This is a genomic window from Citrobacter sp. S-77 (assembly GCF_963864895.1).
In the GTDB taxonomy this organism is placed as follows: Bacteria; Pseudomonadota; Gammaproteobacteria; order Enterobacterales; family Enterobacteriaceae; genus Citrobacter; species Citrobacter murliniae.
The window spans coordinates 3,207,410-3,221,418 of sequence record NZ_CAWLWU010000002.1 but is presented as its reverse complement, the minus strand read 5'-3'; the positions used below and the strand labels follow the sequence as shown (position 1 = coordinate 3,221,418).

The 14,009-nt window shown below is 50.4% G+C and carries 10 protein-coding genes; 7 read left to right on the top strand and 3 right to left on the bottom strand.

Translation table 11 applies throughout. The features are described 5' to 3' along the window. Positions 1-47 precede the first annotated feature (47 nt). On the bottom strand, positions 48-698 hold the full coding sequence (rcsB, locus tag AACS05_RS16035; protein WP_045445418.1) for a response regulator transcription factor RcsB: 651 nt from the start codon (positions 696-698) through the stop codon (positions 48-50). A gap of 16 nt (positions 699-714) precedes the next feature. Beyond that, positions 715-3,384: a phosphotransferase RcsD gene (rcsD, locus tag AACS05_RS16030; protein WP_045445415.1), complete on the bottom strand. Its 2,670-nt coding sequence runs from the start codon at positions 3,382-3,384 to the stop codon at positions 715-717. Between the two features lie 740 nt (positions 3,385-4,124). On the opposite strand from rcsD, the gene AACS05_RS16025 reads away from it, so the two are divergent. From AACS05_RS16025 to mgtE, 6 genes are all read left to right on the top strand, one after another. Then, positions 4,125-5,249 (top strand): porin OmpC, encoded by a 1,125-nt coding sequence (locus AACS05_RS16025; RefSeq protein ID WP_045445412.1) that lies wholly within the window; start codon positions 4,125-4,127, stop codon positions 5,247-5,249. Between the two features lie 115 nt (positions 5,250-5,364). Next, the gene (gene apbE, locus AACS05_RS16020; RefSeq protein WP_045445409.1) at positions 5,365-6,420 is read left to right on the top strand and encodes an FAD:protein FMN transferase ApbE; all 1,056 of its coding nucleotides are present in this window, start codon (positions 5,365-5,367) and stop codon (positions 6,418-6,420) included. A 79-nt stretch (positions 6,421-6,499) separates the two neighbouring features. Beyond that, positions 6,500-7,564 carry a bifunctional DNA-binding transcriptional regulator/O6-methylguanine-DNA methyltransferase Ada gene (gene ada / locus AACS05_RS16015; RefSeq protein WP_045445406.1) on the top strand — a complete coding sequence of 355 codons (1,065 nt, stop codon included), beginning with the start codon at positions 6,500-6,502 and terminating at the stop codon, positions 7,562-7,564. Continuing rightward, positions 7,564-8,214 carry a DNA oxidative demethylase AlkB gene (alkB, locus tag AACS05_RS16010; RefSeq protein ID WP_045445403.1) on the top strand — a complete coding sequence of 217 codons (651 nt, stop codon included), beginning with the start codon at positions 7,564-7,566 and terminating at the stop codon, positions 8,212-8,214. The genes ada and alkB overlap by 1 nt, the downstream gene beginning before the upstream one ends. 75 nt (positions 8,215-8,289) lie before the next feature. Continuing rightward, positions 8,290-9,933 carry a multidrug ABC transporter permease/ATP-binding protein gene (locus tag AACS05_RS16005; RefSeq protein WP_045445400.1) on the top strand — a complete coding sequence of 548 codons (1,644 nt, stop codon included), beginning with the start codon at positions 8,290-8,292 and terminating at the stop codon, positions 9,931-9,933. Positions 9,934-10,077: 144 nt separating this feature from the next. Next, the gene (mgtE, locus tag AACS05_RS16000) at positions 10,078-11,514 is read left to right on the top strand and encodes a magnesium transporter (protein WP_045445397.1); all 1,437 of its coding nucleotides are present in this window, start codon (positions 10,078-10,080) and stop codon (positions 11,512-11,514) included. On the opposite strand, the gene AACS05_RS15995 is transcribed toward mgtE, so the two are convergent. After that, positions 11,477-12,724, bottom strand: coding sequence for a SulP family inorganic anion transporter (locus AACS05_RS15995; RefSeq protein ID WP_045449725.1), 1,248 nt, complete (start codon positions 12,722-12,724; stop codon positions 11,477-11,479). The two genes, mgtE and AACS05_RS15995, sit on opposite strands and share 38 nt — an antisense overlap. Positions 12,725-13,002: 278 nt before the next feature. Here AACS05_RS15995 and AACS05_RS15990 point away from each other — a divergent pair. After that, positions 13,003-14,009 (top strand): malate:quinone oxidoreductase (locus AACS05_RS15990; protein WP_045449723.1); only part of this gene is annotated, 1,007 nt, incomplete at its 3' end.

Sequence of the window (14,009 nt, the reverse complement as noted above, 5' to 3'; positions counted from 1 at the left end):
AACGCGCTATCAGGCATTTCTGAGCTTAGAGCCAGGCTCTATGTGAATTAGTCTTTGTCTGACGGACTCAACGTCACGGACGACAGGTAATTCAGCAATGCAATATCGTTTTCCACACCGAGCTTCATCATCGCAGACTTTTTCTGGCTACTGATGGTTTTAATGCTGCGGTTGAGTTTTTTAGCGATTTCAGTGACCAGGAAACCTTCGGCAAACAGGCGCAGGACTTCGCTCTCTTTTGGTGACAAACGTTTGTCACCATAACCGCTGGCACTGATTTTCTCCAGCAGGCGAGAGACGCTTTCCGGGGTAAATTTCTTGCCCTTTTGCAGCGCAGCCAGCGCTTTCGGCAGGTCAGTTGGCGCACCTTGTTTAAGGACGATCCCTTCAATATCGAGATCCAGTACTGCGCTCAGGATAGCCGGGTTGTTGTTCATGGTAAGAACGATAATCGACAGGCTCGGGAAATGACGCTTGATGTATTTAATTAACGTGATCCCGTCACCGTATTTATCTCCAGGCATGGAGAGGTCGGTAATCAACACATGGGCATCTAATTTTGGCAAATTGTTGATTAGTGCAGTGGAGTCTTCAAATTCGCCGACAACATTCACCCACTCGATTTGCTCAAGTGATTTACGAATGCCGAACAGCACAATCGGATGGTCATCGGCAATAATTACGTTCATAGTGTTCATGTATTGGGCTACCTTGCTACAGCAAGCTCTTGACGTAATTGTCAATGTCGCTGATATACTTTTCTATACCTGGAGCATCCTTCTCTTGAATAAGATGTTCCAGCGCTTCACATAACTGCTTGCCGGGTACCAAATTAAGCATGGCAAACACGCCTTTCAGGCGATGGGCGGTTTGAGCTAACGCAGCGAAATCACTGGTTGCTGCCTCAGTATACAACCTCTTAACATCATCCGGTACTGTGTCCACAAAGAGCGCATAGTAACCGCTGGCATGAAGTTCGGCGTTTTCATCTCCGCCGAGAGGGAGTTGTTGGATCTCTTCCTGCGCCAGTTGTTCTTCAATTAGCGCCAGGACAGCTTCCTGCATCGCATTGCTCATATTAAAGTTGACGCGCAACTGACCAGGGCCAATTTTCCTCACGCCAGACTCATCATCGCTTAAAAGCAAGCCCGAGGCAGTAAGATTAGACGGATTATCAGTTAAAAAGAGATCATATTCTTGACTATTTAACCGTTCATCGGGCGTGATGCAGGTTGCTCCCCAGTTTTCTAACTGACGTAACACAATGCTACGTACGTCATTAGAGGTGACATCAACCATCACGCAGACGTCATCCAACAGGCGTTCTTCAATGTCAGCATGCTGGTCATGCAGTGGCATTTTAACATGGACTATATAGCGTGTTCCAAGTTCTTCCCGTGCTTTAATATTCAGGTGTCCGCCCAGTTTACGGGCTAATTGATCGCACAGCCAAAATGTTAATGGATTTGCTTTACCGTAGCGATCGCTCTGCGTTTCATTAATGAACGGGAAATGCAGATTATCAATTTCATTTAACGTGATCCCTTCACCAGTATCCAGAATACGGAAGGTCAGACGTTCTGCTTCCGACTCGTCCTGGTCAACCTCGAGGGTAATTTTACCAATTTGGGTAGTGGTTACCGCATACTGAATCAGCAGCATCAGAATGCGGCGCAAAGCATCGCGGTCGCCACGGCGCTCGTCACTGGCGCTGAGGTGATTTTTGATTAGCAACTGTAGCCCTTTACGTTTAATCACCGGCAGAACTTCAGGGACCACTTCATCAATTAACGTCTGAATGGAAAACAGCGTTGGGTCGCTTTTCCAGGTGTCGCTCTCCAGAATATTAGCCAACTGGATTTCATCCACCATACGAACCAGAATATCAGCCTGATTTGCCAGTTTCTGACTGTCAGGCGTATTTAGCGCGGCAGCGTTGACGGCAAGTATTCTGGCGGGTTCTTTCAGAGCACTGCCTATATTCTGCATAAAGGCAGCGCGGGCCTGTTGGTTTTTCTCATACAGACGCTGTGCTTGTTTCAGCTTTTTATTAACCAGAATTTCTCTGTCCTGGTCACGAATGATAAAGATCTGTGTACGCGGTGAAATCTGACTGCGGAACAGCCTGATTTCATACAGTTCATTATTAATAGTGGCTTGAATCATGCCCTGATGCTGTTCCGCCATGCTGGTAATGTTTTGCAGATTTAAATGCGGCAGCAGGTGGTCGGCAATTTTATTACTGATGACCGTACGGTTCGCCTCCTGGTCATGTACCAGTAAACCCAGAGGCAGCAGGGAAACAATCTCTTCATTAATGGCCCGCAGAACGCGTAATTCATTATTGGCGGCAAGGTTTGGCGCCACGTCGGTCGAGCGGGCAGGGAGGTGGCGAAAGGTGGTATAGCCAAACAGCGCCAGGGCAAGCAGGGCGATATTCAGTAATAGCGGTAGCAGGATGCTTTGCAAAGATTCAAGGAGCAATGAACCAAACGGTACCTGCCAGACAAGTCGCATATCCGTTGAGTTCAGCGCAGAGGAGATCTCAATTTTACTGTTGTTAAAGCTGATACTGACGCTGTCAGGTGATTCTTTTTCATTAAGATGTTCGGCCGTTGAGGTGGCATCCGGTTCCAGATGGAAGCTGTCCAGCGGCATTCCTGGTGGGATAAGATCATTAATTGGCAAATCAAAAGCGACGACGGTTGCCAGATGCCCCGGCTGATTAAACGTCGTACGTAGCGTGAAGTAATGTCCGTTTTGCCAGGCCAGGCGGCGCAGGGAGGAGAAGCTTTCACGTTCGTCCAGCGCGTTGGCCTGCTGCAGCATTTCAGCACGGCGTGAATCGACGATATTACCTATCGTTGACTCTTTAAAGCCGGAAGAGAGATCTTTTAGCGGCAGCGTTGAAATAAGGATCAGGCTATTGTCCTGACCATTCAGATAATACATTGACCACGGAATATTCTCCGCTCCCCACAGCGTATCCAGATAGGTCGAAATGCGCTGGGTCATCTCCAGCGTCGAGCTGTCGTGTGAACCGAAAATAAGCGCTTCGGTCTTTCTGCGGGGTTTTTCAAGATAGTAAACATCTTGTTTAAGGCGAGTCTCTTGTAGCCCGTCGGCGGTAGAGGAGGTGGTTGTGGCGGCAATGTTGTCATAGATCTGCCAGGTTACGTACCGCCAGGTATCGACCCTTTTATGGATAGCATGAGTGATATCAACTATCTGATAGCTTTTATCTTTTAACCAGGTGTTAACCGCACTCTGGACCATCACGCCCATCATCACCAACAGCACAACGATCAGTAATAAGAAGAAACGGGTAATACTTCCCGGCAACAGGGAGAATCGGGTAGAAACCGTTGTGTCTGACTGACTCATTCGTGTTTATGACCTGTTAAAACGACGCTAAAGATGATGGGGCAGTATAAAGGGTAATGTATGAATTGCCATACTAACGCAACGCCCGTAGTACAGCATTTTTTACCGCGCATTTCGCTGCTGCCATAGTGCTGTAAAGGTGTACAGCGTACAGGGTGAAGTACAAATATAAATGCAAGACCTAAGAATTTAGCATTAAATAACAAGAAATTATTTAATGAATTTATACGTGATGAATGTGAGATGAGAGGGTTAATAATCGTTATAGTTTAGGAGAGTTAGCACAGGATGGTAAGTTTTGTGTAAAGAAGGGTAAAAAAAAACCGAACGCAGAGCATTCGGTTGAAATAGGGGTAAACAGACATTCATGAATGAATGACGGTAATAAATAAAGTTAATGATGATAGCGGAACTATTTTAGTTGCGAGTGAAGATTTTGTTTTGTCATTCAGTGCTATGAGTAAATCTAACTCAATTATTTGATTTTTAAGCATTTTGTAATGAATCTTGATTATTCGTGCTTATTTTGGCTGTTTTTTACATTTAAAAAAGTTCCCTTATATTAATATTTTGAAACATCTATGGTGATAAATGAAACACCTTAAAAGTTTTAGTATCATATTCGTGTTGGATTATTCTGTGTTTTTGCGGAGAATGAAGTTGCCGACTGGTTAATGAACGTTAATCAGTATGCAGTGGCATAAAAAAGCAATAAAGGCATATAACAGAGGGTTAATAACATGAAAGTTAAAGTACTGTCCCTCCTGGTACCAGCTCTGCTGGTGGCAGGCGCAGCAAATGCGGCTGAAATTTACAACAAAGACGGCAACAAATTAGACCTGTACGGCAAAGTCGATGGTCTGCACTATTTCTCCGATAACAAAGGTGATGATGGTGATAAAACTTACATGCGTATCGGCTTCAAAGGCGAAACCCAGGTTAACGATCAACTGACCGGTTACGGCCAGTGGGAATACCAGATTCAGGGTAACCAGAGTGAAGCCAGCAACGACGCCTGGACGCGTGTGGCATTCGCAGGTCTGAAATTCGCTGATGCAGGTTCTTTCGATTATGGTCGTAACTATGGCGTGACTTATGATGTTACGTCCTGGACTGACGTCCTGCCAGAATTTGGCGGCGACACCTACGGTGCTGATAACTTCATGCAGCAGCGTGGTAACGGTTATGCGACTTACCGTAACACTGATTTCTTCGGCCTGGTTGATGGTCTGAACTTTGCTCTGCAGTACCAGGGTAAAAATGGTAGCGTAAGCGGTGAAAACGTAAGTGGTCGTAGCCTGCTGACTCAGAATGGTGACGGTTACGGCGGATCACTGACTTATGATCTGGGTGCTGGCTTCGGTATCGGTGGTGCGATTACTACCTCTAAACGTACTGCTGACCAAAATGCTGTTGGCGTATACGGCAACGGCGATCGTGCAACGGTTTATACCGGTGGCCTGAAATACGATGCGAACAACGTATACTTGGCAGCACAGTACTCCCAGTCTTACAACGCTACCCGTTTCGGTACCTCTAATGGCAGCAACCAGACTGCTGCTTATGGCTTCGCAGACAAAGCACAAAACTTTGAAGTTGTGGCTCAGTACCAGTTTGATTTCGGTCTGCGTCCGTCCGTTGCTTACCTGCAGTCAAAAGGTAAAGACATCAGCAATGGCTTCACTAACTTCGGTGACCAGGACATCGTGAAATATGTTGATGTTGGCGCGACTTACTACTTCAACAAAAACATGTCTACCTATGTTGATTACAAAATCAACCTGCTGGATGACAATGCGTTCACCCAGGCTGCAGGCATTGCTACCGATGATATCGTAGCACTGGGTCTGGTTTACCAGTTCTAATCTGCATTTATCTCTGTCAAAGGGCCTGCGGGCCCTTTTTTAATGCCGTTTTTCTGACGTACAAACAACTATTTTTGGTGTACTCTTGCGCCCGTTTGCATGAGGATAATCACGTATGGATATGAATTTTTGTCGTGTAGCCCTGTTGGCTGCAACGATCTTTTTTGTCGGGTGCGATGAGGCCCCGAAATCGGCTCAGCTCCCGTCACCGACCGCCACGGTACTGGAAGGTAAAACAATGGGAACCTTCTGGCGGGTCAGTGTGGTGGGAATAGATGCCAAACGCGCCGGGGAATTGCAGGCGAAGATCCAGACTCAGCTTGATGCTGACGATCAGCTTCTCTCTACCTATAAAAACGATTCTGCATTGATGCGCTTTAACCTGTCGAAAAGCCTTTCACCATGGCCGGTAAATGACGCGTTGGCGGATATTGTAACGTCTGCGTTACGTATCGGCGCAAAAACGGATGGGGCTATGGACATCACCGTTGGGCCGCTGGTCAATCTGTGGGGGTTTGGTCCGGATCAGCAACCTGTACATATTCCTGCTCAGGCGCAAATTGATGCAGCAAAAGCGAAGACTGGCCTTTCGCATCTGAAGGTCGTTAATGAGGCCCATCAGAACTACCTGCAAAAAGATTTGCCGGAATTGTACGTTGATCTCTCCACCGTGGGAGAAGGTTATGCCGCTGATCATCTGGCCCGCCTGATGGAACAAGAGGGGATCGCTCGTTATCTGGTCTCCGTGGGCGGTGCGCTGAACAGCCGGGGAATGAACGCCGAGGGGCATCCGTGGCGTGTGGCGATTCAGAAACCAACCGATCGCGAAAACGCGGTGCAGGCGATTGTGGATATTAACGGGCACGGGATCAGTACTTCCGGTAGTTACCGTAATTATTACGAACTGGATGGCAAGCGTCTGTCACATGTTATCGATCCGCAATCCGGTCGACCGATCGAACACAATCTGGTGTCCGTGACGGTAATTGCTCCGACGGCGCTTGAAGCCGACGGCTGGGATACCGGACTGATGGTTCTCGGGACGGATAAAGCCAAAGAGGTCGTGCGTCGTGAAGGGCTGGCAGTTTATATGATCGTGAAAGAGGGCGATGAGTTTAAAACCTGGATGTCGCCGCAGTTTAAAAGCTTTCTGGTCAGCGACAAAAATTAAAAAGCAAGAATACGGGTTTTTGCATCATGCAATGCGGACACACTGAGCCTAAGCGCTATGCTTAACCAAGGAGTCCAAAATGAAAAATATCTTACGCCTGACTGATGATGACCGCTGGCAGTCTGTGTTGGATCGCGACACAGACGCCGACGGTCAGTTTGTCTTTGCCGTTCAAACTACCGGTATTTTTTGTCGTCCCTCCTGCCGGGCGAAACATGCGCTGCGCAAAAACGTCAGCTTCTTTGCGGATGCACAGCAGGCACTGGCTGCCGGGTATCGACCGTGTAAACGCTGTCAGCCGGACAAAGACAATGCGCAACAACGTCGGTTGGATAAGATTACCCGCGCCTGTCAGCTTTTAGAGCAAGAGTCCCCCCTCACGCTGGATGAATTAGCGCAACAGGTGGCGATGAGCCCGTTCCATTTACATCGTCTGTTTAAAGCGACAACAGGAATGACCCCGAAAGCGTGGCAGCAGTCCTGGCGCGCTCGCCGTCTGCGCGATGCGCTGGCGAAAGGGGAGCCGATAACGCAGGCGATCCTTAACGCCGGGTTCCCCGACAGCAGCAGCTACTATCGTAAAGCGGATGCGGCGCTGGGCATGACGGCGAAACAATTTCGTAAAGGCGGCGACAGCGTATCTGTGCGCTACGCGCTTACGGACTGTGCTCTGGGTCGCTGCCTGGTGGCGGAAAGTGAACGCGGTATCTGTGCGATTTTACTTGGCGATGACGATGCCACGTTGATAGCGGAGCTCCGTGAACTGTTTCCCACCGCGCTTGACGAACCTGCAGATGCGCAATTCCAACTGCATGTGCGTGAGGTGATTGCCGTGATTAACACGCGCAACAGGCCACTGTCCTTACCACTGGATATCCGGGGAACCGCATTCCAGCAGCAGGTGTGGCAGGCGCTACGCGCTATTCCCTGTGGTGAGACGGTTAGCTATCAGCAACTGGCCAGCGCAATCGGCAAACCGAAGGCTGTTCGCGCGGTGGCCAGCGCCTGCGGGGCGAATAAGCTGGCGATTGTGATCCCGTGTCATCGGGTGATCCGCGGTGATGGTGCGCTTTCGGGATATCGTTGGGGCGTTGCGCGTAAGGCACAACTCCTGCAACGTGAAACTACCGGCGAGGAAACATAATGCTCGATCTCTTTGCAGATGCGAAACCCTGGCAAGAGCCACTGGCATCCGGTGCGGTAATTTTGCGACGTTTTGCGTTTGACGCCGCACCTTCCTTACTACAGGCGATCTCATCCGTCGCCACCTTGTCGCCTTTTCGCCAGATGGTTACGCCCGGCGGTTATACGATGTCGGTGGCGATGACCAACTGTGGTCATCTGGGCTGGACGACGGATCAGCACGGTTACCTTTATTCTCCGGTTGATCCGCTGACTGGCGCAGGCTGGCCGCCATTACCGGACGTTTTTGTCGACCTGTGTCAACAGGCAGCAATTGCCGCAGGCTATCCTGACTTTCACCCGGATGCGTGCTTGATTAACCGCTATAACCCCGGGGCAAAACTGTCGTTACATCAGGATAAAGACGAACCCGATCTGCGAGCGCCTATTGTATCTGTGTCGCTGGGTTTACCGGCGATCTTTCAGTTTGGTGGTTTGCAGCGTAATGATCCGTTAAAACGTTTGCTGCTGGAACATGGTGATGTGGTGGTATGGGGAGGGAAATCGCGTCTGTTTTACCATGGTATCCAGCCGCTTAAGACGGGGTATCATCCGTTGACGGCCGACTGTCGTTACAATCTGACATTTCGCCAGGCGGGTAAAGCGGAATAAAAATAAGAATTATTATTGCTGTAAGCGTTGAGATGTTTAAACTGCGGGCTGTTATTACTTGTCCGGGTTGTACACATGGAACTTTTACTTCTTGTCTGGCGGCAGTATCGCTGGCCATTTATCAGCGTAATGGCGCTCAGCCTTGCCAGCGCTGCGCTGGGAATTGGGCTGATTGCGTTTATAAATCAGCGCCTGATTGAGACGGTCGACACCACGCTGATGGTGCTGCCGGAGTTTCTCGGCCTGCTGCTGTTACTTATGGTCGTCACGCTTGGCTCACAGCTGGCGCTGACCACGCTGGGCCACCACTTTGTCTACCGCCTGCGTAGCGAATTTATCAAACGTATACTGGATACCCACGTTGAGCGCATCGAGCAGCTTGGTAGCGCCTCATTACTGGCCGGTTTAACCAGTGATATCCGCAACATTACCATCGCTTTCGTCCGTCTGCCTGAGCTGGTACAGGGAATTATTTTGACCGTAGGATCGGCGGCGTATCTGGCGATGCTGTCGACCAAAATGCTGCTGGTAACGGCAATCTGGATGGCGATCACTATCTGGGGCGGGTTTGTACTGGTGGCGCGGGTGTACAAACATATGGCTACCCTGCGTGAAACAGAAGACAAGTTGTATAACGATTATCAGACGGTGCTGGAAGGGCGCAAAGAACTGACGCTCAACCGTGAACGTGCCGAGCATATCTTTAACCAGTTGTACGTCCCGGATGCCAAAGAGTATCGCCATCATATTATCCGTGCCGATACCTTCCACCTGAGCGCAGTCAACTGGTCCAACATTATGATGCTGGGCGCAATTGGCCTGGTGTTCTGGATGGCTAATAGTCTGGGCTGGGCAGATACCGCAGTGGCGGCGACCTATTCGCTGACGCTGCTGTTCCTGCGTACGCCGTTACTCTCTGCCGTCGGCGCGCTGCCCACATTGCTCACCGCGCAGGTGGCTTTCAACAAACTGAATAAGTTCTCACTGGCACCATTCAAGGCAGAGTTTCCGCGACCAACCGCGTTTCCGAACTGGCAAACGCTGGAAATGCGCAATGTGGTATTTCACTATCAGGATAATGCGTTCTCCGTTGGGCCGATTAATCTGACCATCCATCGTGGCGAACTGATCTTCCTGATTGGCGGCAACGGCAGTGGAAAATCTACGCTGGCGATGCTGCTTACCGGATTGTACCAGCCGCAGTCTGGTGAGATTTTGCTGGATGGCAAGGCGGTAGCGATTGAAAAACCAGAAGATTATCGCAAGCTATTCTCGGCGGTGTTCACCGACGTCTGGTTGTTCGACAAACTGTTGGGCCCTGAAGGGAGAGACGCAAATCCGCAACTGGTGGCGAAGTGGTTGGATCATCTGAAGATGGCGCACAAGCTGGAATTGAATGATGGTCGCATCCTCAATCTGAAGCTGTCTAAAGGGCAGAAAAAACGTGTGGCGCTGCTACTGGCATTAGCGGAGGAGCGCGACATTATTCTGCTGGATGAATGGGCTGCCGATCAGGATCCGCACTTCCGCCGTGAATTTTATCAGGTGCTGTTGCCATTAATGCAGGAAATGGGCAAAACCATTTTCGCCATCAGCCATGACGATCATTACTTTATTCATGCCGATCGTCTGCTGGAGATGCGCAACGGGCAGCTTACCGAGTTAATGGGTGATGAACGCGACGCCGCATCGCGTGATGCAGTAGCCCGTACAGCCTGATCCCATAGGCCGGATAAGGAGCTACCGGCCTACGGTTAACACTCTCATCCGCCGTTTTTTTATCCAACCGGCGGCTCAGTTTATTGTTATTTACATAATTCAGCATCATGATTAACGATATTTCAAATCATGGATTTATGATTAATGTCTGTAATAAATAAAAACAGCGCCAGGCTGCGTGATGAAGAACGTGCGCGTCTGATCTGGCTGCTGACCACTGATAAAGCCATTATTTCTACACTGTTGGGCAAGCTTACCCTGGCTGAGCAATATGACGTCGGTACATTAGCCGACGATATTGCTGAGGTAGGGGCACTGGTGGCCCACCTGCCACCGCCCGATTTGGCCGATACCCTCGAAGCGTTACCCTCTGAAGAACGTCATGCCCTGTGGCGACTGGTCGAAAGTGAAAAACGCGGAAATGTGCTGCTTGAGGCGTCAGAAAACGTCTGGGACGATCTGATCGATGAGATGACCGACCGCGAGTTGCTGGACGCGTTGCAATATCTCGATATCGATGAACAGATTTATCTGGTGCAGCATTTGCCACGCAACCTGACAGGCCGACTGCTGGCATCGCTGCCGGCAGAGGAGCGGGCGCGTGTGCGCCAGGTGATGCACTACGAGAAGAATCGCGTCGGCGCGATTATGGAGTTCGAAGTCATCACCGTGCGCCCGGACGTGACGCTGGAAGTGGTACAGCGCTATCTGCGACGGTTGGGGAAAATGCCGGAAAACACCGATAAACTCTTCGTGACCGATCGCAATAAAGTCCTCGTAGGCGAACTGACGTTGACCTGTATTTTGCTTAATGATGTGCAGCGCAAAGTCAGCGAGGTGATGGAAGACGATCCGCTCACCTTCGCTCCGGAGGATATCGCAGAAAACGCGGCACGAACGTTTGAACGTGACAACCTGGTCAGTGCGGCGGTGGTGGATCCATCAGGTAAGCTGATGGGCCGTTTGACCATCGATGAGATCGTCGATGTGGTATATGAAGAAACCGACACCGATCTGCGCCGGATGGGGGGGTTAAGCGCCGAAGAGGATGTGTTCGCCCCGGTCACTAAAGCAGTAAAAACCCGTTGGGCATGGCTGGCGATTAACCTCTGCACGGCATTCATCGCCTCACGAGTCATCGACGGTTTTGAACACACGATTTCACAACTGGTGGCGCTGGCTTCGTTGATGCCTATCGTGGCGGGAATCGGCGGTAATACCGGCAATCAAACCATCACCATGATCGTCCGCGCGCTGGCGCTGCAAAATATTCAGCCCGGTAACCTGACGTTCCTGATCCTGCGTGAGATGGGCGTGGCGTTGATCAACGGCCTCGTCTGGGGCGGGATTATGGGGGGGATTACCTGGTGGCTGTATGATGATATGGCGCTTGGTGGCGTTATGACCCTGGCGATGATGCTTAACCTGCTGATGGCGGCATTGATGGGGGTAATCATTCCGATGACGATGGTGAAACTCGGGCGCGACCCGGCTGTCGGCTCAAGCGTTATGATCACCGCTATTACCGACACCGGCGGATTCTTTATTTTTCTTGGTCTGGCGACGCTGTTTCTGATGTAACCACTTGTTTGCATCTGACGATACGCGGCAGAACCAGCATCATCATCACTCCGGCAACCACGCCAATCGCCAGGTTGCCGGTAGAAACCGTCGCGGCAACGGTAATCAACATTACCAGCGTTTCAGTGACTGGCATTTTCACCAGCGCGGCGGGAGTGATACTGTGCCAACTGAACGTTTTCACCGCCACAATCACCATAATGCCGGCCAGTACCGACATGGGTATTTTCGCCATTACTTCACTTAATGCGGTGACCAGCAGCAGTAATACTAATCCGGCGGCCAACGTTGAGAGTCGACTGCGTCCTTTGCCCATCTCAACGTTGACGATCGTTTGGCCAATCATCGCGCATCCGGCAATGCCGCCATAAAACCCGGCCAGAATATTAGCGATCCCCAGTCCCGCACTTTCACGGTTTTTATTCGATGGCGTGACCGTCAGATCGTCAACCAGTCTTGCGGTTAACAACGACTCCATCAAACCGACAAAGGCGATGCTTAGCGCGCAGGGCCAGATAATGGCAAAAGTTTGCCCGTTAAGTGGTACCAGCAATTGGGTTAAACCAGGTAGTCCACCGCGCATTGAACCTTCGTCACCGACGGTAGGCAACAGTTGTCCACTGGTCACGGTGAATACCGTCAACAAGACAATGGCAACCAATGGTGCGGGAATATTTTTAATGAATCGCGGTAGCCACAGTGCGATCAGCAGAGTCAGGATAAACAATCCCCAGATTAACGGGCTTTTTCCCCAGAAGTGCGGGACCTGAGCAAAGAAAATCAAAATGCCCAGTGCGTTGACAAAGCCCGTCATGACGGCCGCGGGGATAAAACGCATCAGGCGTGCCATGCCTAATACGCCAAACAGGATCTGGATAAGTCCGGCCAGCACGACCGCTGGCAGAATGTACTGCACGCCGTGTAGGTGCACCATTGGGCCAATAACCAGAGCTACAGACCCCGCAGCGGCGGTAACCATTGCCGGGCGCCCCCCCAGAAAGGACATTGCCAGGCACAGTACAACGGAGGCAATAAGACTGACTTTCGGATCAACGCCAGCGATAACGGAAAAGGAGATTACTTCCGGGATCAGTGCAAGGGCGGTAACCACGCCCGCCAACATTTCGCGCACCAGTAAATGGGGCTTACGCAATACGGTTCCAACGGAATGATCTGCCGTCGCGGCAGGGGAGGGATGGAGCGCAGACATATTTACTCTCAGGTCGGAAATGGCCTGATACAGCAGACCGACAAGCATCCGTGCGGTGAATAGCAAAGCGCAGCATAGTACCCGTCTGGTGGGAGGGTTTCCAGAAATGATTGTCAATAACCCTATAAAGAATCAACTTATTAATAACATTTTTAAAATTTAAATATAATTTATAAACAATATTTAATTATTTTTACTTAAGTGTTACCGTTGGTACCGCTCTATTTTCACCTGCAATAAAAGCTAAAAAGCGATACTAAAAGTAAGGCATTAACATTATGAAAAAAGTGACTGCCATGCTCTTCACCCTGGCCGTAGGACTGAACGTTGTCTCTATGGCGGCAAAAGCGAAAGCGACTGAAGAGCAGGAAACGGATGTGCTGTTGATTGGCGGCGGCATTATGAGCGCCACACTGGGAACCTATTTACAGGAACTGGAGCCACAATGGTCAATGACCATGGTTGAGCGACTGGATGGCGTTGCTCAGGAGAGTTCGAACGGCTGGAACAATGCTGGAACGGGACACTCTGCACTCATGGAACTGAATTACACGCCTAAAAAAGCCGACGGTAGTGTCAGCATTGAAAAGGCAGTCGAAATTAACGAAGCCTTCCAGATTTCCCGCCAGTTCTGGGCGTATCAGGTCAACAATGGCGTGATGCATGAACCCCGCTCGTTTATCACCACCGTGCCACATATGAGCTTTGTCTGGGGCGACGAGAACGTGAATTTCCTGCGTGCCCGTTATACCGCACTGCAGCAGAGTACGTTGTTCCGTGGCATGCGTTACTCCGAAGATCACGCGCAAATTAAAGAGTGGGCGCCGCTGGTCATGGAAGGCCGCGATCCAAAACAGAAAGTTGCGGCAACGCGTACTGAGATTGGTACTGACGTAAACTACGGCGAAATTACGCGCCAGCTGATTGCATCGTTGCAGAAAAAACCTAATTTTGCTTTGCAGCTGAGCACCGAAGTGCGTGGGTTTAAGCGTAACGCGGATAATAGCTGGACCGTCACGGTTGCCGATCTGAAAAACAGCGAAGCGGAACACGACATCAAGGCGAAGTTTGTCTTTATTGGTGCTGGTGGCGCTGCGTTGAAACTGCTGCAGGAAACCGATATCCCGGAAGCGAAAGGCTATGCCGGATTCCCGGTTGGTGGTCAGTTCCTGGTGGCGGAAAACCCGGACGTGGTCAATCGTCACCTGGCGAAAGTCTACGGTCAGGCGTCCGTGGTGCACCGCCGATGTCCGTACCGCAGTATTGATACCCGCATTCTGGATGG

Excerpts from the sequence above, each read along its gene's own strand:
- rcsB (WP_045445418.1), bottom strand. The coding sequence starts at position 698 with ATGAACACTATGAACGTAATTATTGCCGATGACCATCCGATTGTGCTG.
- rcsD (WP_045445415.1), bottom strand. The coding sequence starts at position 3,384 with ATGAGTCAGTCAGACACAACGGTTTCTACCCGATTCTCCCTGTTGCCG.
- AACS05_RS16025 (WP_045445412.1), top strand. The coding sequence starts at position 4,125 with ATGAAAGTTAAAGTACTGTCCCTCCTGGTACCAGCTCTGCTGGTGGCA.
- apbE (WP_045445409.1), top strand. The coding sequence starts at position 5,365 with ATGGATATGAATTTTTGTCGTGTAGCCCTGTTGGCTGCAACGATCTTT.
- ada (WP_045445406.1), top strand. The coding sequence starts at position 6,500 with ATGAAAAATATCTTACGCCTGACTGATGATGACCGCTGGCAGTCTGTG.
- alkB (WP_045445403.1), top strand. The coding sequence starts at position 7,564 with ATGCTCGATCTCTTTGCAGATGCGAAACCCTGGCAAGAGCCACTGGCA.
- AACS05_RS16005 (WP_045445400.1), top strand. The coding sequence starts at position 8,290 with ATGGAACTTTTACTTCTTGTCTGGCGGCAGTATCGCTGGCCATTTATC.
- mgtE (WP_045445397.1), top strand. The coding sequence starts at position 10,078 with ATGTCTGTAATAAATAAAAACAGCGCCAGGCTGCGTGATGAAGAACGT.
- AACS05_RS15995 (WP_045449725.1), bottom strand. The coding sequence starts at position 12,724 with ATGTCTGCGCTCCATCCCTCCCCTGCCGCGACGGCAGATCATTCCGTT.